Source organism: Cellulomonas sp. PhB150 (assembly GCF_003755175.1).
In the GTDB taxonomy this organism is placed as follows: Bacteria; Actinomycetota; Actinomycetes; order Actinomycetales; family Cellulomonadaceae; genus Cellulomonas.
Genome location: NZ_RKHX01000002.1, coordinates 524,964 through 543,720 on the forward strand (window position 1 = coordinate 524,964; position 18,757 = coordinate 543,720).

19 protein-coding genes are annotated in these 18,757 nt (G+C 73.5%); 12 read left to right on the forward strand and 7 right to left on the reverse strand.

Annotation, left to right across the window (positions count from 1 at the left end; all coding sequences use genetic code 11):
- Nucleotides 1-31: 31 nt before the first annotated feature.
- A complete protein-coding gene (locus EDF34_RS09820) occupies nt 32-877 on the reverse strand; it encodes a glutamate ABC transporter substrate-binding protein (protein ID WP_370450042.1) in 846 nt (281 codons plus the stop codon).
- 71 nt (nt 878-948) lie between these two features.
- The gene (locus tag EDF34_RS09825; protein ID WP_123371161.1) at nt 949-1,731 is read right to left on the reverse strand and encodes an amino acid ABC transporter ATP-binding protein; all 783 of its coding nucleotides are present in this window, start codon (nt 1,729-1,731) and stop codon (nt 949-951) included.
- Nucleotides 1,732-1,849: 118 nt separating this feature from the next.
- Here EDF34_RS09825 and miaB point away from each other — a divergent pair, with 118 nt between their 5' ends.
- Nucleotides 1,850-3,400 carry a tRNA (N6-isopentenyl adenosine(37)-C2)-methylthiotransferase MiaB gene (miaB, locus tag EDF34_RS09830; protein WP_123371325.1) on the forward strand — a complete coding sequence of 517 codons (1,551 nt, stop codon included), beginning with the start codon at nt 1,850-1,852 and terminating at the stop codon, nt 3,398-3,400.
- Between the two features lie 27 nt (nt 3,401-3,427).
- Nucleotides 3,428-4,798, forward strand: a complete 1,371-nt coding sequence (locus EDF34_RS09835) for an NYN domain-containing protein (RefSeq protein ID WP_158615077.1) — start codon at nt 3,428-3,430, stop codon at nt 4,796-4,798.
- Here EDF34_RS09835 and EDF34_RS09840 read toward each other — a convergent pair.
- Complete coding sequence (locus EDF34_RS09840) at nt 4,795-5,319, reverse strand: YbjN domain-containing protein (RefSeq protein WP_123371163.1); 525 nt, start codon at nt 5,317-5,319, stop codon at nt 4,795-4,797. The genes EDF34_RS09835 and EDF34_RS09840 overlap by 4 nt on opposite strands.
- Entirely contained in the window at nt 5,316-5,906 is a 591-nt protein-coding gene (locus EDF34_RS09845; RefSeq protein ID WP_123371164.1) for a YbjN domain-containing protein, read from the reverse strand. The genes EDF34_RS09840 and EDF34_RS09845 overlap by 4 nt, the downstream gene beginning before the upstream one ends.
- A 107-nt stretch (nt 5,907-6,013) precedes the next feature.
- On the opposite strand from EDF34_RS09845, the gene EDF34_RS09850 reads away from it, so the two are divergent.
- Genes EDF34_RS09850 through EDF34_RS09870 form a run of 5 tightly spaced genes read left to right on the forward strand, consistent with a single transcriptional unit; the run spans nt 6,014 to nt 9,456 of the window.
- Nucleotides 6,014-6,556 carry a YbjN domain-containing protein gene (locus EDF34_RS09850; protein ID WP_123371165.1) on the forward strand — a complete coding sequence of 181 codons (543 nt, stop codon included), beginning with the start codon at nt 6,014-6,016 and terminating at the stop codon, nt 6,554-6,556.
- A gap of 8 nt (nt 6,557-6,564) precedes the next feature.
- Nucleotides 6,565-7,269: a hypothetical protein gene (locus EDF34_RS09855; RefSeq protein WP_123371166.1), complete on the forward strand. Its 705-nt coding sequence runs from the start codon at nt 6,565-6,567 to the stop codon at nt 7,267-7,269.
- Nucleotides 7,266-8,222, forward strand: a complete 957-nt coding sequence (miaA, locus tag EDF34_RS09860) for a tRNA (adenosine(37)-N6)-dimethylallyltransferase MiaA (RefSeq protein WP_123371167.1) — start codon at nt 7,266-7,268, stop codon at nt 8,220-8,222. Before EDF34_RS09855 ends, miaA begins: the two co-directional genes overlap by 4 nt.
- Complete coding sequence (dapF, locus tag EDF34_RS09865; RefSeq protein ID WP_123371168.1) at nt 8,219-9,148, forward strand: diaminopimelate epimerase; 930 nt, start codon at nt 8,219-8,221, stop codon at nt 9,146-9,148. The genes miaA and dapF overlap by 4 nt, the downstream gene beginning before the upstream one ends.
- Entirely contained in the window at nt 9,145-9,456 is a 312-nt protein-coding gene (locus EDF34_RS09870; protein ID WP_123371169.1) for a thioredoxin family protein, read from the forward strand. Before dapF ends, EDF34_RS09870 begins: the two co-directional genes overlap by 4 nt.
- On the opposite strand, the gene EDF34_RS09875 is transcribed toward EDF34_RS09870, so the two are convergent.
- Nucleotides 9,420-10,829, reverse strand: coding sequence for an MFS transporter (locus tag EDF34_RS09875; RefSeq protein WP_233575299.1), 1,410 nt, complete (start codon nt 10,827-10,829; stop codon nt 9,420-9,422). The two genes, EDF34_RS09870 and EDF34_RS09875, sit on opposite strands and share 37 nt — an antisense overlap.
- Complete coding sequence (locus EDF34_RS09880) at nt 10,826-11,443, reverse strand: class I SAM-dependent methyltransferase (protein ID WP_123371170.1); 618 nt, start codon at nt 11,441-11,443, stop codon at nt 10,826-10,828. The genes EDF34_RS09875 and EDF34_RS09880 overlap by 4 nt, the downstream gene beginning before the upstream one ends.
- A 151-nt stretch (nt 11,444-11,594) precedes the next feature.
- Between EDF34_RS09880 and hflX the strand changes: the two genes are divergently transcribed.
- The 3 genes from hflX to EDF34_RS09895 all read left to right on the forward strand — a co-directional run bounded on the left by hflX (nt 11,595) and on the right by EDF34_RS09895 (nt 16,343).
- The gene (hflX, locus tag EDF34_RS09885) at nt 11,595-13,115 is read left to right on the forward strand and encodes a GTPase HflX (RefSeq protein ID WP_123371330.1); all 1,521 of its coding nucleotides are present in this window, start codon (nt 11,595-11,597) and stop codon (nt 13,113-13,115) included.
- Nucleotides 13,116-13,168: 53 nt separating this feature from the next.
- Nucleotides 13,169-15,277: an ATP-dependent DNA helicase gene (locus tag EDF34_RS09890; RefSeq protein WP_123371171.1), complete on the forward strand. Its 2,109-nt coding sequence runs from the start codon at nt 13,169-13,171 to the stop codon at nt 15,275-15,277.
- A gap of 64 nt (nt 15,278-15,341) precedes the next feature.
- Nucleotides 15,342-16,343: an L-lactate dehydrogenase gene (locus EDF34_RS09895; RefSeq protein ID WP_123371172.1), complete on the forward strand. Its 1,002-nt coding sequence runs from the start codon at nt 15,342-15,344 to the stop codon at nt 16,341-16,343.
- A gap of 57 nt (nt 16,344-16,400) precedes the next feature.
- Here EDF34_RS09895 and lexA read toward each other — a convergent pair whose 3' ends face one another.
- Entirely contained in the window at nt 16,401-17,141 is a 741-nt protein-coding gene (lexA, locus tag EDF34_RS09900) for a transcriptional repressor LexA (protein WP_199737763.1), read from the reverse strand.
- A gap of 331 nt (nt 17,142-17,472) precedes the next feature.
- On the opposite strand from lexA, the gene EDF34_RS09905 reads away from it, so the two are divergent.
- Entirely contained in the window at nt 17,473-17,862 is a 390-nt protein-coding gene (locus EDF34_RS09905) for a LysM peptidoglycan-binding domain-containing protein (RefSeq protein ID WP_123371174.1), read from the forward strand.
- Nucleotides 17,863-18,261: 399 nt separating this feature from the next.
- Entirely contained in the window at nt 18,262-18,753 is a 492-nt protein-coding gene (gene nrdR, locus EDF34_RS09910; RefSeq protein WP_123371175.1) for a transcriptional regulator NrdR, read from the forward strand.
- Nucleotides 18,754-18,757: the final 4 nt, after the last annotated feature.

The following is an 18,757-nucleotide window of genomic DNA, read 5'->3' on the forward strand; positions in this document are numbered from 1 at the left end:
CCGGGGACGGACCCCGGCGCACGGCGTGCCGTCAGGCGCAGGCGGCGGGCTTGGGCGGGTTGAGCTTCTCGTTCGCCTTGTAGCCCGAGGCGCCGACGTTCTTGTCGAGCAGCTTCTGCCAGGTGCCGTCGTCGACCATCGCCTGGATGGCGGTGTTGATGTCCTCGCACTTGTCGCTGTCCTTGGGGATGCCGACGCCGTAGTTCTCCTCCGAGAACGGGTTGCCGACGACCTTGACCTTCCCCTCGTTGGCGGGCAGCGCCGCGAGGCCGGCCAGGATGATGTCGTCCGTCGTGACCGCGTCGACCTGGCCGGCGGTCAGTGCGGTGACGCACTCCGCGTAGCCGGGCTGCTCGAGCAGCTGCGTGCCGCTGGCGTAGTCGTCCTTGATCCGCTGCGCCGACGTCGAGCCGGTCACGGAGCACAGGTTCTTGCCCTCGAGGTCCTCGGGCCCGGTGATCGACGTGTCGTCCGCGGCGACCAGGAGGTCCTGGCCGGCGACGAAGTACGGGCCGGCGAACGAGACGACCTTCTTGCGGTCGTCGGTGATCGAGTACGTCGCGAAGATCATGTCGACCTGGCCGCCGGAGAGCATGTTCTCGCGGTTGGCCGACGGGGCCTGGACCCACTCGATCTTGTCCGCGTCGTAGCCGAGCTTGCCCGCGACGTACGTCGCGACGTCGACGTCGAAGCCCGTGTAGGTGTCGCCGTCCTTGTAGCCGAGGCCCGGCTGGTCGAACTTGATGCCGATCTTGATGCTGTCGCCCGAGCCGCTGCTCGAGTCGTCGCCGCTGTCGTCGTCGCTCGAACAGCCGGCCAGGGCAAGTGCCGCGCTCGCCAGGAGCGCGGGCGCCAGGAGTCCTCTTCGCATGGTCATCCCTTTCGTGTCGTGTCGGTACCGGTCGCCATCAGGGGGTTGGTTGTCAGGTTCAGGGTCAGATTCGGGGATCAGTGGGTCAGGATCTTGGACAGGAAGTCGCGTGCCCGCTCGGAGGTGGGCGCGGTGAAGAACGTCTCGGGGTCGGACTCCTCGACGATCTGCCCGCCGTCCATGAACACGACGCGGTGCGCGGCCTTGCGCGCGAAGCCCATCTCGTGGGTGACGACGATCATCGTCATGCCCTCGGCGGCGAGCGAGACCATCACGTCGAGGACCTCGTTGATCATCTCGGGGTCGAGTGCGGAGGTGGGCTCGTCGAACAGCATCACCTGGGGGTCCATCGCCAGAGCTCGAGCGATGGCCACGCGCTGCTGCTGCCCGCCGGAGAGCTGCGCGGGGAGCTTGTCCGCCTGGTTGGCGACCCCCACGCGCTCGAGGAGGGCGTTCGCCTTGGCGCGGGCCGCGGCGCGGCTCAGGCCCTTGACCTTCGTCGGGCCGAGCGTGACGTTCTCCAGCACGGACTTGTGCGCGAACAGGTTGAAGGACTGGAACACCATCCCCACGTCGGCCCGGAGCCGGGCCAGCGCGCGACCCTCCTCGGGGAGCTGTGTGCCGTCGATCGAGATGGTGCCGGAGTCGATCGTCTCGAGCCGGTTGATGGTCCGGCACAGCGTCGACTTGCCGCTCCCGGACGGTCCGATGACGACGACGACCTCGCCGCGGTGGACCGTGAGGTTGATGTCCTGCAGGACGTGGAGCGAGCCGAAGTGCTTGTCGACGTGGTCGAGCACGACGAGCGGCTCGCCGATCGGTCGGGACGCGGCGCGGGGCGTCACCTCGGTGTCTGCCATTCGATGACGCTAGGGGGGATTGTCCGATCTGGCTACTCGCATCGGTCATCTCGAAGTCACGATCAGGTAAAAATGTGCGGCGTTCCCTGTGATCGTCGGGGTCGTACCCTTGTCGGTGATGTCCACGACCCTCGACGCACCCGTCGCACCCGCCCCTCCGACGGAGCCCGCTCGCACGTACCTGGTCAAGACCCTCGGGTGCCAGATGAACGTGCACGACTCCGAGCACATGGCCGGCATGCTCGAGCAGGCCGGCTACGTGCCCGCGTCACCGCAGGACGCCGCCGCCGAGGCCGCCGACGTCATCGTCATCAACACGTGCGCCGTGCGCGAGAACGCCGCGGACAAGCTGTACGGCAACCTCGGGCGGCTGGCGGGCGCCAAGCGCACGCGGCCGGGCATGCAGATCGCCGTGGGCGGCTGCCTGGCGCAGAAGGACCGTGCGGGGATCGTCGAGCGCGCGCCGTGGGTCGACGTGGTGTTCGGCACCCACAACCTCGACGTGCTGCCCGCGCTCCTGGAGCGCGCACGGCACAACGAGCGCGCCGAGGTGGAGATCGCCGAGTCGCTCCAGGTGTTCCCGAGCACCCTGCCGACGCGGCGGGAGTCGGTCTACGCCGGCTGGGTCTCGATCAGCGTGGGGTGCAACAACACCTGCACGTTCTGCATCGTGCCGCACCTGCGCGGCAAGGAGCGCGACCGCCGGCCGGGGGAGATCCTCGCGGAGATCTCCGCGCTGGTGGAGCAGGGCGCGATCGAGGTCACGCTGCTCGGGCAGAACGTCAACTCCTACGGCGTCGAGTTCGGCGACCGCGCCGCGTTCGCGAAGCTGCTGCGCGCGGCGGGCGCGATCGAGGGCCTGGAGCGCCTGCGCTTCACGTCGCCCCACCCGGCAGCCTTCACCGACGACGTCATCGAGGCGATGGCGGCCACGCCCACCGTGATGCCGCAGCTGCACATGCCGCTGCAGTCCGGCTCGGACCGCATCCTGCGCGCCATGCGCCGCTCCTACCGGGCCGAGAAGTTCCTCGGGATCCTCGACCGCGTGCGCGCGCAGCTGCCCGACGCGGCGATCACGACCGACATCATCGTCGGCTTCCCGGGGGAGACCGAGGAGGACTTCGCCGAGACGATGCGCGTCGTGGAGGCCTCCCGGTTCGCGTCCGCCTTCACGTTCCAGTACTCGCCGCGCCCGGGCACGCCCGCCGCCGACCTGCCCGACCAGCTGCCGAAGGCGGTCGTCCAGGAGCGCTACGAGCGGCTGCACGCGCTGCAGCAGCGCATCTCGCTCGAGGAGAACCAGGCCCAGGTCGGCCGCGTGGTCGAGGTGCTCGTCGCCGAGAGCGAGGGCCGCAAGGACGGCGCGACCGCCCGCCTGACCGGCCGCGCCGCCGACAACCGGCTCGTGCACTTCGCCGTGCCCGAGGGTGCTGACGCGCCGCGACCGGGTGACCTCGTCCGGGTGCAGGTCACGCATCCCGCGCCGCACCACCTCGTCGCGGACGGCGCCGTGCCCGTGGTCCGGCGCACGCGCGCCGGCGACGCGTGGGAGAAGCGCCAGTCGGGCGACGGGCACGACCACGGCGGCGCGGGCGACGCGTGCGGCACCGGCGGGCCGCCCGGGGTCGTGAGCCTGGGACTGCCCCTGGTGCCGTCGCTGCGTCCCTGACGTCCCGCGTGGGGCACGATGGGCCCCGTGACGAACTCCAGCACCACCGGCTCCGAGCCCGCCCGTCGACTGCGCAGCGCGCTGTTCGTCGACTTCGACAACGTGTACCTCGGCCTGCTGCGGATCGACCCAGTCGCCGCCGAGCAGTTCGCGACCGAGCCCGGCCAGTGGCTGGACCGGCTCGAGGCCGGCGTCGACGCGGACGGCCCGTTCCAGCGCCGCTTCCTCGTCCGCCTGTGCTACCTCAACCCGGCGGCGTTCTCGCAGTTCAGGCCGAACTTCCTGCGCGCGGGCTTCCGCGTGATCGACTGCCCCTCGCTCACCCAGCAGGGCAAGAGCAGTGCCGACATCTACCTGGTGCTCGACGCGGTCGACGCGATCTCCGGCGTGACGCACTACGACGAGTTCGTCATCGCCTCGGCGGACGCCGACTTCACGCCGCTGGCGCTGCGCTGCCGCGCGGCGGACCGGCGCGTCAGCATCATCACGGCCGGCCCGGTCGCGGGCGCCTACCGTGCGGTCGCGGACACGGTGGTCTCGGCCGACGAGCTCGCCGAGCTGGTCCTGCCCGAGCGGACGACGGCGCCGGTGGGCACGGGAGTAGGCACGGTGGGCACGGCCGGTCAGCCGGAGGTCGAGGCCGCACCGGAGCCCAAGTCACGCGCCCGAGCCCCCAAGGCCGCGGCGACGGGCACCGCGCCCGCCGAGAAGCCGGCCACGACCGCTCGCAAGGCCAAGACCCCGAAGGCCGTCGCGCCGCCCGTCTCCAAGGCCCGCGCCGTCGTCGTCCAGCGCGTCACCACCTCGGTCCGCCCGCTGCACGCCTCCACGGTCGCCCAGCTGGCGCAGAACGCGGACGAGGAGCTCGGCTCGACGAACTGGGCCGGCGCCGGCAGCTTCCTCGCGTGGCTCGCGCGCGACGTCCCCGAGGTCGCGTCGGCCACCAAGCCGTCGCCCGGCTGGGTCTGGGACCCGGCGCGGTTCGGCGAGGCCGACCTCCCGCAGCCCGGCGGCCAGGTGAACTCCGCGGCGATCTCCCGCCAGGTCGTCGCCGTCACCGACACGCCCGGACTGACCACCTCGCAGTACGGCACCCTGCTGCGCGCGCTGGCCGACGACCTCGCCAAGGAGCCGTTCGAGCGCGTCGCCACCTCGCGCCGCGTCCGCGAGGCGTGCCAGGCGGCCGGTGCGCCGGTGGGCCGTGCGTCCGTGAACGTGGTGCTCGGGGGCATCGTCTTCGCGGGGCTCGACCTGGCGAAGGCGCCGTCCGCGCAGGAGTGCGCCCGGGCGTGGGCGGACAACGTCATCGGCCTGTGCCGGGGTGCACGCATGGAGCTGTCCGCCACAGACGTCGCCGCGATCCGCTCCTGGGTCGGCGGGGGACTGCTGGACGCCTAGTTGTCCGGCACGTCCGGCGGCGGAGCGGCCTCGTCGCCGGGCAGCAGACCCTCGAGCGTGCCGAACATCTGCACGCCCGTGCCCAGGCCGCACGCGAGCACCTGTGCGAGCTGGTGGTCGCTCACGCCGGGCTCGAAGTCGGCCGACACCTCGCTGTACAGCGCGAGCATGCCCTCCTCCTCGCGCACGTAGGCCTTGGGCCAGATGCGCTCGCGGTTCCAGTCGTTGAGCGCGAGCGACACGGCGGCGCGCTGGTCGAGCGGCAGCGAACGGTGCCAGCGGCCGCGGACCTGGACGATCTCGTCGTCCTCGCCGAGCAGCAGGAACCAGAAGCGGTTGCCGTCCCAGGTGCCCGTGAGGTCGCCGTCGTCGTCGACCACGAACCGGTACTCGTGCTCGAGCAGGTAGTCGCCGATGCGGTCGCGCGTGAGCGGGCGCACCGGGTCCTCGTCGTCGGGGGCCGTCTTGGTCGGCTTCGGCAGGCCGCCGAGGACGCGCAGGAGCCAGCCCGGGCCGCTCACGGCGCACCCCCCGCGGGGTCGGGGTAACGATCGTCGAGGGCGTCGAAGAACATGCTGCCGGTGGACAGGCCGCAGAAGAGCATCTGGCTGAGCTGGGCGTCGTTCACGCCGTGCTCGAGGTCGGTCGCGACCTCCGAGACCACGTGCACGCGGCCGTTGTCCCGCACGCGCACGTAGGCCTTCGGCCAGATCCGGTCCGCGTTCCACTCGTTGCAGATGTCGAGGACCTCCTCGAGCCGCTCGATCGCGATCTCGCGGTGCCACTGGCCCCTGACCTGCAGGATCTCGGACTTCTCGCCGAACAGGAAGAAGTAGAACAGCCGCCCGCGCCACAGGCCGCCCAGGTCCCCGTCGTTGTCGACGAAGTAGCTGAACTGGTTGTCCGTCATCCACGCCGCGATGCGCGCGGGGGTGACGGGGGCGGGGTTGTCCAGGGCGGGATCGGCGACGCCCAGCTCACGGGCCAGCAGCTCGGCCACCTTGTCGTGCAGCTCGGCGTCGCTCGCCTCGACGGGAGCCTCCGGCGGGGTGGGCGTGGGCCGCCCCCGCCGCCACCAGCGACGCGAGCCGTCCGGGTTCGAAGCCATGCGCAGACCCTACCCGCCGCGTCCGACGTCGGTCCGGTGGCGGCAAGGATCGGTCACGGTCGTTAGGGTCGGGGGGCACGACGACCACGATCCGAACGGTGACCCACATGACGAACTTCGACCCCGCCGCGCTCCCTGCGGCCGCGTTCGAGCCCATCGCAGACGATGCCGGCCCCTCGGCGCTCTCCGCGGTCAGCCGCGACCGCATCAAGGCGCGGCTCGACGCGCGCGGGTACAACTACGGCGTCGACGACGACGGCGACATCGGTGGTCGCTGGGACGACCACGTCTTCTACTTCCTGCTGCTCGGCAAGGACTCGGAGTACCTGCAGGTCCGCGGCCGCTGGTCGCGCAGCCTGCCGGCCTCGGAGCTCGGCCAGGCGCTCGTGCTCGCGAACGACTGGAACGCGGGCCGGATCTGGCCCAAGGTCTACGTCCGCGTGGAGGAGGGCGACCTGCTCGGCATCTACACCGAGCACTCGGTCGACTACGAGCCCGGCCTGACCGACGCGCAGCTCGACCAGCACCTGGGCTGCGCCATCTCGACGTCGCTCGCGCTCTTCACGAGCCTGGACGAGCGCTTCCCCGAGGTCGCCGCCGCCGCCAAGGCCGAGATCGCCCGGATCGTCGCCGAGCAGCAGCAGCAGTAGCAGGAGGCGTGCTGCTCGCCGCGGCCCTCGTGCCGGACACCGCCCTGCTGGTCGCGGGTGCCGGTGGTCTCGGCGACCCCGGACGCCGGCTCCGGGCCGCGGCGCTCGCGGTCGTCGACGCGGCCGTCTCGGGCGCGGCGGCGGTCGTCGTCGTCGCGCCCGGGCCCGTGACGCGGGAGCTGGCCGGGCTCGTCGTGGCGTCGCTCGGCGCCGCAGGAGTCCCCGACGACCGGCTCGACTGGCCCGCGCCGGCAGTCGGTGCCGGGGCGCGGTCGCGCGCAGGCGTCCCGGCGTCGGTCGGCCTGCACCTGCTCGCCCGGGCGGGGTTCACCGGGCCGACGAGGGTCGTCGAGGTGGCCGCCGGCCCGGGCCTCGCGGACCTCGGCGCGAGACTCGTGCAGGGGGAGCGCACGGCGCTCGTCGTCGTGGGCTCGGCGAGCGGCAGGCACGGCCCGGACGCCCCGCTCGCCGACGACGAGACCGCGCCGGCCTACGACGAGGCGCTGCTCGCCGACCTCGCGGGCCCGAGCCCCACGGCGCGCGCACGGCTCGCGGCGCTCACGAGCGACGGCGCCCGGGAGCTGGCCGTGACCGGCCGGGCGCCGTGGCAGGTCCTGCTGGGGACGGTCGACGCCGGCGTCGTCGGACACCTCGAGCACGCCGAGGTGCTGGCCGGTGCCCAGCACGCTGCGATCCTCTGGCGGGCGTCGTGAGCCTCGTCGTCGCCGTCGTCGGCCCCACGGCCACCGGCAAGTCCGACCTCGGGATCGCCCTGGCCACCGCGCTGGGCGGCGAGGTCGTCAACACCGACGCGATGCAGCTGTACCGCGGGATGGACATCGGCACGGCCAAGCTCCGCCCGGACGAGCGTGGCGGCATCGCGCACCACCTGCTCGACGTCCTGGACCCGCACGAGGACGCCTCCGTCGCCGACTACCAGGCGCTCGCCCGCGCCGAGCTGTCCGCGATCGAGGCCCGGGGCGCGCGCGCCGTCGCCGTCGGCGGGTCGGGGCTGTACGTCCGGGCGCTGCTCGACGCGATGGAGTTCCCGGGGACGGACGCGGCGGTGCGCGACGCGCTCGAGGCCCGGGTGGAGGCGGAGGGCTCGCGCGCGCTGCACGCCGAGCTCGAGGCGATCGACCCCGTCGCCGCGGCGGGCATCGGGCCCCGCAACGCCCGCCGGATCGTGCGCGCGCTGGAGGTCATCGCCCTGACCGGGCGTCCCTACTCGGCGTCACTGCCGCAGCACGTCTACGAGGTGCCGGCGGTGCAGATCGGCCTCGACCACGAGCGCGCGACGCTCGACGAGCGCATCGAGGCGCGCGTCGCGCGGATGTGGTCGCTCGGGCTGGTCGAGGAGGTCGAGGGTCTCGTCGCCGCCGGCCTGGGCCGCACGGCGTCGCGCGCGGTCGGGTACGCCGAGGTCGTCGCGATGCTCGACGGCACCCTGACCGCCGACGAGGCCCGGGCGGCGACCGCTGCCGGCACCCGTCGCCTGGCGCGCAAGCAGATGGGCTGGTTCGGCCGCGACCCGCGCGTGCACTGGCTCGACGCGCAGGACCCGGACCTGGTCGAACGCGCGCTCGACCTCGTCGCGAGGGCCGACGCCGGGACGCTCGGACCGGCCACCGACGACCCCGCGCCGCGCCGTACGCTGGGCTCATGACCTTCGCGAGCCTGCGTGTGACGAAGGGCCACGGCACCCAGAACGACTTCGTGCTCCTCGACGACCGCGACGGCTCGGTGGACCTGTCCGAGGCGCTGGTGCGCGAGCTGGCCGACCGCCGAGCGGGGCTCGGCGCCGACGGCGTCATCCGCGTCGTCGCGACGGACCTGGTCGCCGAGGGGGCCGCGGTGCTGGCCGTCGAGCCCGCCGCGCGGTGGTTCATGGACTACCGCAACGGCGACGGGTCGATCGCCGAGATGTGCGGCAACGGCGTGCGCGTGTTCGCGGCCTACCTCGAACGGCTCGGGCTGTGGGACGGGGTCGAGGAGCTCGCGCTGGGCACCCGGGCCGGCGTGCGCCGCGTGCGCCGCGTCGCCGCGCCGACCGGCGGCGAGGACTGGTACGCCGTGGACATGGGGCGCTGGACCGTACCCGGTGGGCCCGCCGTCATCGCCGCGGGGTTCGACGCCGAGGTGCAGGTCGCCGGGCTCGAGGTCGCGCGGCCCGCGCTGAGCCTCGACGTGGGCAACCCGCACACCGTCCTGGCGCTGCGCGACGACGAGCTGGACGGCGCGGACCTCACGCGCTCGCCGGCCGTCACGCCCGTGCCGCCGGGCGGGACCAACGTCGAGCTCGTCGTGCCGCTCGGCGAGCAGGACGTCGACGGCGTCGTCGTCGGCCGGCTGCGCATGCGGGTGCACGAGCGTGGCGTGGGCGAGACGCGCTCGTGCGGCACGGGTGCGGTCGCCGCTGCGATGGCGGTGCGGACGTGGGCCGGCGCGGGCGCGCCCGACGTCTGGTTCGTGGACGTCCCGGGCGGGACCGTCCGCGTCACCGCGCTGGCCGACGGCCACGCCGAGCTCGCCGGCCCGGCGGTCCTCGTCGCCGACGCCCAGGTCGATCTCGAGGCCCTGGCGGCGCGATGACCCAGCTCGGCGCCCAGGACCTCGGGATCGCCCTCGGTGCGGGCGCGACCGTCGTGCAGTTCTCCAGCACGTTCTGCCAGCCCTGCCGCATGACGCGGATCGTCGTGGAGCGCGCCGTGGCGACCGCCGACGACGTCGCGTACGTGGACCTGGACGTGGCCGACCACCTGGAGCTGGGTGAGCGGCTGGCCATCGACGCGACCCCCACGGTCCTCGTGCTCGACGCCGCGGGCGAGGTGCGGCACCGCGCGAGCGGGGTGCCGACGCTGGCTCAGGTGCGCGCGGTGCTCGCCTCGGTCGCCGGCTGACGAGTCCGGGACGCCACCCTCGGGGCGACGAGCGCGGCACCGACGGCGAGCAGCGTGGTGAACGCGAGCGTCGCGACGAACGGGCCGTCGAGGCCCGTGGCGGCGTTGAACACCAGCCCCGTGACCGCCAGGGACCACGCCGCGCCCGTGCTGTCGGCGATCGTCAGGCTCGAGCTGTTGGTGCCCTGCGTGCCGGGCTGCGAGTAGCCGAGGACCAGCACCGTCTGCCGCGCGTAGCTCAGCCCCATGCCGGCGCCCGAGCAGGCCCAGGTCACGACGAGCAGCGCGGCCGGCGCGTGCGCGGCGGCGACCACGCACGAGCTGCCGACGCCGACCGCGACCAGCACCGTGCCGATCCGGACCGCGTCCCGGTCGCTTAGCCGGCCGACGAGCCGCCCCTGCACCCACGACGCGCTCGCCCACGTGATCGCGGCCGCGGTCAGCGTGATGCCGGCGAGCGTCGGTGAGAAGTCGTAGCGCCGGGTCAGCAGGTAGGGCAGGTACACCTCGGCGCCGAAGAACGCGCCGGCGAGCAGCGCACGCCCGCTGACCACGCTCGGCAGCCCGCGGGCTGCACGCAGAGCGCCGGGGGGGAGCAGGGGCCGCAGCGCGACGAGGACGACGACCGTCGCGGCGGCGGCCAGGACGAGGTCCCACGGCGTGCTCGCCTGCCCGGCCAGGTTGAGCCCGAGCACGGCGACAGCCGCCAGGCACGCCCACGCGATCCGGCGGCCGCCCGAGGCCGCGGCGGGCTCGTCGGGGGGCCCGAGGCGCGCGACGTGGGCCAGCACGACGAGCGCGACGGGCACGACGATGCCCGCGACTCCCAGGAACACCCACCGCCAGCCGACGTGCTGGGCGACGGCACCGGCCAGCGGCGGACCGACGAGCGAGGGCACGACCCATGCCGCCGAGAAGCCCGCGAACACGCGCGGGTGCAGCAGCGGGGGATAGGCGCGCGCCACGACGACGTAGACGGCGACCGTGATCCCGCCCGCACCGAGACCCTGCACGAGCCGGCCGGCGACGAACAGCTCCATGGTCGGCGCGAGCCCGGCGAGCAGGAGCCCGGTCGCGAACAGGCCCACGGCGGTGGCGAGCGGGCCGCGCGGTCCTCGGCGGTCCGCCCAGCCGCCCGAGACCACCATGCCCACCACGCCCGCGGCGAGCGTGCCCGCGAACGCGAAGGCGTACAGGTCGGCGCCGTCCAGCGCGTCGGAGACCGTCGGCATCACCGTGGTGACGGCGAGGGCCTCGAACGCGGCGAGGAAGATCAGCGCGAACAGGCACCACGTGGTGACGCGCAGGGCCTTCCAGGCGGCGTCGGGCCGCAGCTCGACGGTGCTCGCGGGCGTGGCGTCCGCCGCGCTCACGTCCCGCTCGCCGGCCGGCGCACCGTCAGCACGCGGAAGCCCTTCGAGCTCGCCGTGCGCTCGACGGGCAGACCGAGCGCGTCGGCCAGCCAGCGCTGCAGCGAGTCGGCGCCGAGGTTCTTCCCGACGACGAGGTGCGCCTCGCCGCCGTCCGCCAGGCGCGGGAGCCAGCGCAGCAGGAGCTCGTGCAGGGCCTCCTTGCCGACCCGGATCGGCGGGTTGGACCAGATCGCGGCGAACTGCACGTCGTCGGGCACCTCGTCGGGCGTCACGGCCGTGACACCGCCGAGGTCGTGGCGGGCAGCGTTGCGGCGGACCAGGTCCAGGGCGCGCTCGTTGACGTCGACCGCCCACACCCGGGCGGCGGGGGACTGCAGCGCCAGGCTCAGTGCGATGGGCCCCCAGCCGCAGCCGAGGTCGAGCACGTCGCCGTGCGCCGGGGGAGCCGGGACCTCGTCGAGCAGCACGGCCGTGGCGTGGTCGAGGTGCGCGGCGGAGAACACGCCCGGCGCGGTCTCGACCTCCAGGGACCGGCCCGCGAGGTCGACGGTCAGGGTGCGGCGCTCGTCGGCCGAGGCCGGCTGCGCGGTGAAGTAGTGGTCGTGCCCGGTCACCGGACGACCCTACCCGTGGCCCCCCACGCGCTCGGCCGGCAGCGAAATGGGTCGACCGGGTGGGTGGCGCGTGCGACCCTGGAATCGTCGCGCCGATGGTCACGCACCGATGATCACGCGCCGAGCAGAGCAGTCCGACGAGAGGAACCGCGTGAACGACCCGCAGCCCACCATCCGCGAGACGCAGGACACCCCGGTGGCCCGCAGCGCGCAGGAGGTGGCCGACGACGTCGTCGCGCGGGTGCTCGCCCGGGCCGGCACGGCGCTCCAGGCGGGCGCCACGGTCCACTCCTCCTACGACGGCGACCAGCTGGACCTCGAGGAGCGCACCTCCCTGCGGCGCGTGCGCGGCCTGTCGACCGAGCTCGAGGACGTCACCGAGGTCGAGTACCGCCAGCTGCGGCTCGAGAAGGTCGTGCTCGTCGGGCTCTGGGGCTCGGGCACCGTGCACGACGCCGAGGTGTCGCTGCGGGAGCTCGCGGCGCTGGCCGAGACGGCCGGCTCCGAGGTGCTCGACGGCATGCTCCAGCGCCGCCGGTCGCCGGACCCGGGCACCTACCTCGGCTCGGGCAAGGCCGCGGAGCTCGCGACCGTCGTCGCGGCGGTCGGGGCCGACACCGTCGTCGTCGACGGCGAGCTCGCGCCGTCGCAGCGCCGCTCGCTCGAGGACATCGTGCGCGTCAAGGTCGTCGACCGGACCGCGCTGATCCTCGACATCTTCGCGCAGCACGCCAAGTCCCGTGAGGGCAAGGCGCAGGTCGAGCTCGCGCAGCTCGAGTACCTGCTGCCGCGCCTGCGCGGGTGGGGCGAGTCGATGTCCCGCCAGGCCGGTGGTCAGGTGGGCGGCGCGGGCGCCGGCATGGGCTCGCGCGGACCCGGTGAGACGAAGATCGAGCTCGACCGCCGACGCATCCGCAACCGGATGGCCAAGCTCCGCAAGGAGATCGCCGCGATGGAGCCGGCGCGCCTGACCAAGCGCGCGTCGCGCAAGAAGAACGCGATCCCGTCCGTCGCCATCGCGGGCTACACCAACGCGGGCAAGTCCTCCCTGCTCAACCGGCTGACCAACGCCGGGGTGCTCGTCGAGAACGCGCTGTTCGCCACGCTGGACCCGACCGTCCGCCGCGCGGAGACCACGGACGGACGCGTCTACACGTTGGCCGACACCGTCGGGTTCGTCCGTGCGCTGCCGCACCAGCTCGTCGAGGCGTTCCGCTCGACGCTCGAGGAGGTGGCCGACGCGGACCTGCTGCTGCACGTCGTCGACGCCTCGCACCCGGACCCCGAGGGTCAGATCGCGGCGGTCCGGCACGTGCTGGCCGACATCCCGGGCGCCATGGACGTGCCCGAGATCATCGTGCTCAACAAGGCCGACCTGGCCGCGCCCGAGGTCATCACGCGCCTGCGCTCGCGCGAGCTGCACACGATCGTGGTCTCCGCCCACACGGGCGAGGGCATCGACGAGCTTCAGCTCCTGGTCGCCGACCAGCTGCCGCGTCCGGGCGTGCTCGTCGAGGTCGTCGTGCCGTACGACCGCGGCGACCTGGTCAGCCGCGTGCACCTGCACGGCGACATCGACTCCGAGGAGCACATCGAGCAAGGGACGCTGCTGCGCGCCCGGGTCGACGAGGCCCTCGCCGTCGAGCTGCAGCACGCCGCCGTCGCCGTCTGAGGCTGCCCACAGGGCTGGACCCGGACGTCGCCGGGCCGCACTACGCTGACGCGGTGCCCCCGACCGAAGCCGCCTCGACGACCCCGAAGCCGCGAACCGCCGGGACGGACGAGCCCACGGTCGACGACCTGCTCGACCTCGCCGTCGGCGTCCTGGGCGGGTCCCGCCGCGACGGCCAGCACCAGATGGCGCTCGCGGTCACGGCGGCCCTCGAGACCGGCGACCACCTGCTGGTCCAGGCGGGCACGGGCACGGGCAAGTCGCTCGGCTACCTCGTGCCCGCGGTGCGGCACGCGGTGCTCGAGGACGAGCGCGTCGTCGTCTCCACGGCCACCCTCGCGCTGCAGCGCCAGGTCATCACGCGCGACCTCCCGCTCGTCGCCGACGCCCTTGCGCCGCGCCTGCCGCGCGCGCCGAAGATCGCCCTGCTCAAGGGCTGGCACAACTACGTCTGCATCAACAAGGTCTCCGGCGGCTACCCCGAGGACGAGGGCGCGACGTTGTTCGACCTCGGCGAGAACGCGGGTGCCGCGGAGCACCCCGCGCTCGGCGGGACGGACCGGCCCGGCACGGGCGAGTCGCTCGGCGCGCAGGTCGTGCGCCTGCGCGAGTGGGCCGAGGAGACCGAGTCGGGCGACCGGGACGACCTGGTCCCGGGCGTCACGGACCGCGCGTGGCGGCAGGTGTCCGTCACGTCGCTGGAGTGCATCGGTGGCAAGTGCCCGATGCTCACGGAGTGCTTCCCCGAGCGGGCGCGCGGCCTCGCCCGGGAGGCGGACGTCGTCGTGACCAACCACGCGATGCTCGGCATCGCCGCGTCCGGGTCGCCCAACGTCCTGCCCGAGCACGACGTGCTGGTGGTCGACGAGGCGCACGAGCTCACCGACCGCGTGACCGCGCAGGCCACCGCGGAGCTCTCGCTCGCGACGATCGAGCACGCCGCTCGCCTCGCGCGCCGGCACGGCGGCGTGCCGACGACCGACCTCGACTCCGCCGGGCAGGCGCTCGCGACCTTCCTCGTGACCATGCCCGAGGGCCGGTTCCCGCGGGGGCTGCCCGACGAGGCGCGCGCCGCGGTCGCCGCGGTCCGCGACGCGTCGCGCACGCTGCTCAGCGTCCTCAAGCCCGACACGACGACCGCCAAGGGCGGCGGTGCCGAGGGCGGGCTGAAGATGGCCGCGTCGGCGATGCTCATGCTCTTCGAGGTGGCCGAGCGGATGGCGGCCGACCCCGACGACAACAAGCACACGGTGCTGTGGTGCGCGCGCAGCGAGGACCGGCGCGGCACGCCCATGACCAGGCTGCACGCCGCGCCCCTCGCCGTGAACGGGCTCATCCGCACCCATCTGCTGTCGGGCCGCTCGGCGGTGCTGACGTCGGCGACGCTCGCCCTGGGCGGCTCGTTCGACCCGGTCGCCCGCGCGGTCGGGCTCGAGGTGCGCGCGGACGCCGAGCCGGTCGGTCCCGCAGCCGACGGGGCGAGGCCCGCCGCGCTGACCTGGCACGGGCTCGACGTCGGCAGCCCGTTCGACTACCGCAAGCAGGGCATCTGCTACGTCGCCAAGCACCTGCCCCCGCCGGGCCGCGAGCCCGCGACCGAGGCCCAGCTCGACGAGATCCAGGCGCTGATCACCGCCGCCGGCGGGCGCACCCTCGGTCTGTTCTCGTCCCGGCGGGCCGCGAACGCGGTGGCGGAGGCGATGCGCGAGCGGCTCGACGTGCCGATCCTGCTCCAGGGCGACGACCAGCTGCCGACCCTGGTCGCGCAGTTCGCCGCCGACGAGCCCACGTGCCTGTTCGGCACGCTCTCGCTCTGGCAGGGCGTCGACGTGCCCGGGCCGTCCTGCTCCCTGGTGATCATCGACCGGATCCCGTTCCCGCGGCCCGACGACCCCGTGCGGTCCGCCCGCTCGGACGCGGTCGGCTCGGCGGGCGGAAACGGGTTCATGGCCGTCTCCGCCACGCACGCGGCACTCCTGCTGGCGCAGGGGGCCGGGCGCCTCATCCGTGGCACGCAGGACCGCGGCGTGGTCGCCGTGCTCGACCCGCGGCTGCGCACCGCGCGGTACGGGGACTTCCTCGCCCGCTCGATGCCGGACTTCTGGCCGACGACCGACCGCGCGGCAGTCGTGTCCGCGCTGGAGCGGCTGCGGGGGGCGTGAGCAGCGCGGTCGTCCACCGGCTAGCCTTTCGAGTGCCCAGCCGGACCACGACAGGGAGTGCCCGATGACCCAGCCTGACGACATCGACGAGGTCCCGCTGGGCCCGCGTCCAACCCCCCGCCGGACCTCGAAGCTGGCGATCGTCGGCGCCGGTGCCGTGGGCTCGACGATGGCCTACGCCGCCCTCATGCGCGGCGCCGCCCGCACGGTCGCCCTCTACGACATCAACAAGGCGAAGGTCGAGGCCGAGGCGCTCGACCTCGGGCACGGCATCCAGTTCATGCCCATGGCGGAGGTCGTCGGCTCCGACGACATCGCGGTGTGCGCGGACGCGGACATCGTCATGTTCACGGCAGGCGCCAAGCAGAAGCCCGGGCAGACCCGCATCGACCTCGCCGAGGCCACCATCTCGCTCGTGCGCAAGGTGCTCCCCGCCGTGACGGAGGTCGCGCCGAACGCCGTCTACGTCATGGTCACCAACCCGGTCGACGTCGTGACCTACGCCTCGCTGAAGATCTCCGGCCTGCCGCCCACCCAGCTGTTCGGCTCGGGCACCGTCCTCGACTCCTCGCGGCTGCGCTACCTGATCGCCCAGCACGCCCGCGTCGCGGTGCAGAACGTGCACGCGTACATCGCCGGCGAGCACGGCGACAGCGAGCTGCCGCTGTGGAGCTCGGCAAGCATCGGTGCGGTGCCGCTGCTGGAGTGGCAGGGCTCGAACGGCTCGTCGCCGATGACGGCCGCGGTGCGCGAGGACATCGCGCGCGAGGTCGTCGAGTCGGCCTACCGCATCATCGAGGGCAAGGGCGCGACGAACTACGCCGTCGCGCTGGCCGGCTCGCGGATCATCGAGGCGGTCCTCAAGGACGAGCAGCGGATCCTGCCGATCTCCTCGCTGCTGGACGACTACTACGGCATCAGCGACGTGTGCCTGTCGGTGCCGACGATCGTGGGCTCGTCCGGTGTCGGGGACCGCCTCGCCGTCCCCATGTCGGTCGACGAGCTCGCGGGGCTGCGCGCGTCGGCCGACGCGGTGCGCGCGGTGGCGCGGCAGTTCGGCTTCTAGCTCCCAACACGACGACGGCCCCGACGCTGCTCGCGTCGGGGCCGTCGTCGTACCGGGTCAGAGGCTGCGCAGCACGCTCACCACGCGCCCGAGGACGACCGCGTCGTCCCCGTCGATCGGGGAGTAGGCGGCGTTGGCCGGCAGCAGCCACACGTGGCCGTCGGCGCGCTTGAGGGTCTTGACGGTCGCCTCGCCCTCGATCATGGCGGCGACGATCTCGCCGTTCTCCGCGACGGGCTGGCGCCGCACGACGACCCAGTCGCCGTCGCAGATCGCCGCGTCGATCATCGAGTCGCCGCTGACCTTGAGCAGGAAGAGCTCGCCGTCACCCACGAGCTGGCGGGGGAGCGGGAACACGTCCTCGACCACCTGGTCGGCGAGGATCGGGCCACCGGCGGCGATCCGGCCGACGACCGGCACGTAGCTCGGTGCCGGGGCGCCGTCGCGCTCGGGTGCCTCGTTGTCGACGAACGACGCCGCTCCCGCGGCGCCCCAGGTGCTCACGCCACGCGAGTCGTCGGGGTGGACGACCTCGATCGCACGCGGCCGGTTCGGGTCGCGGCGGAGGTAGCCCTTGCGCTCGAGCGCGGTCAGCTGGTGCTTGACGCTCGAGGGACTGTTGAGCCCGACCGCCTCGCCGATCTCCCGCATGCTCGGCGGGTAGCCGCGCGACTCCACCGACGACCGGATCGTGTCGAGCACGAGGCGCTGCCGGGCCGTCAGCCCGTCGGGGCCTGCTGGGGCGTCGGGCAGTGCGTGCACCGTTGCCAGGTCCTGGGTGGACGTCTCGTCGCTCACGTGCGGCCTCTCCTTCGCGGCTCTGCCCGAGGGGCGAGCTGATCGGTCGTTGCTGATCGGTCGTTCCGGTGGTGGTGCCCGTGCTCCTCGGTATCGCGCAACCGTGCGCGGGACGCCTGGGACCAGTCGTGTCAGTGGTCGGTGGTGCGCTGTACCTACGCGGCCAGCCTAGGCAACCACGTCGAGGATTTCAAACATCTGTTCGACAAAGACTCGACACGTGTCGGCCGCTGCTGGTAGACATCGTACAGACGTTCTACGTACAGACGTTCGAGCAACATCCGATCGGCCGGAACTTCCGGACATCGGGCTCGCGAAAGGTGGAGTCGACATGAGTGCGATCGCGATGGGCCCCCGGGTCCGGACGGCACCGGCATCACGGATGCACCAGGACCGCGCCCCGCGGCCTGCACCGCGCGCCTCCGGGCTGCACGGCCTGACGCTCACCCGGCGCGGCCGCGCACTCGTGCTGGTCGTCGCTGCCGTCATCGGCTCGCTCGTCATCCTCTTCGGCGGCCGCGCTCTGGCCGACGCGCCCGGCTCGACCCAGCAGGTCGTGGAGCACGAGGTCGTCAGCGGCGAGACGCTGTGGGGCATCGCCGCGCAGTCCGTGGTTCCGGGGGAGTCCGTCGGCGACGCCGTGACCGAGCTCGTCCGGCTCAACAACCTCCCGAGCAGCGGCATCATGGCCGGCCAGACGATCCTGGTCCCCCAGCGCTGACGGCACGCAGAACCCCGGGTGGTCGGTGTGGCCGGGGTCACGGTTGCAGTCGGTCGGGCGCTAGGCTAGGTTAGCCTTACCTCATTCGGAGAGCTGGGGGGCTCACGAGAGGCGCGGGAGCCAGGGGGTTGCGATCTCCCGCTCACCCGCAGCACCACGCGGTGGCCGAGGCGAGTCGGCCCCGCACAGGGACGGGGGCGTCCCGGCTCGGGGCGGTCGCCACACGGCGATCGCCCCGAGTGCTGTGCGGGCGCGGCCGGAGCTCGTGCACGGACCGACCTGCCTTGCGGCCCCGCCCGGCCGTGGCCTAGCGTCACGGGGGCGCCCACGGCGGCGCGACGGCCATCGTCGGTCGTGCGCACGCCAGCCGGCCGCGCTCCACCCGAAGGGGATGCTCCGTTGCACTGTCCGTTCTGCCGCCACCCGGACTCGCGAGTCGTGGACTCGCGCACGTCGGACGACGGCGCGTCGATCCGCCGCCGTCGCCAGTGCCCCAACTGCAACCGTCGCTTCACGACGGTCGAGACGACCAGCCTCTCGGTCGTGAAGCGCTCCGGTGCCACCGAGCCATTCAGCCGCGACAAGATCGTCGGGGGCGTCCGCAAGGCGTGCCAGGGCCGACCCGTGAGCGAGGACGACCTCGCCATCCTGGCGCAGAAGGTCGAGGAGACCCTCCGGTCGTCGGGCTCGGCGGAGATCGACGCCTACGAGATCGGCCTGGCGATCCTCGGCCCGCTGCGTGACCTCGACGAGGTCGCTTACCTGCGGTTCGCGAGCGTCTACCAGGCGTTCGAGTCGCTCGAGGACTTCGAGGCGGCCATCACGGTCCTGCGCGCCGGGCACACCGACCACGACGAGGACGACACGGCCGAGGAGCCGTCGGCTCCCTGAGCGG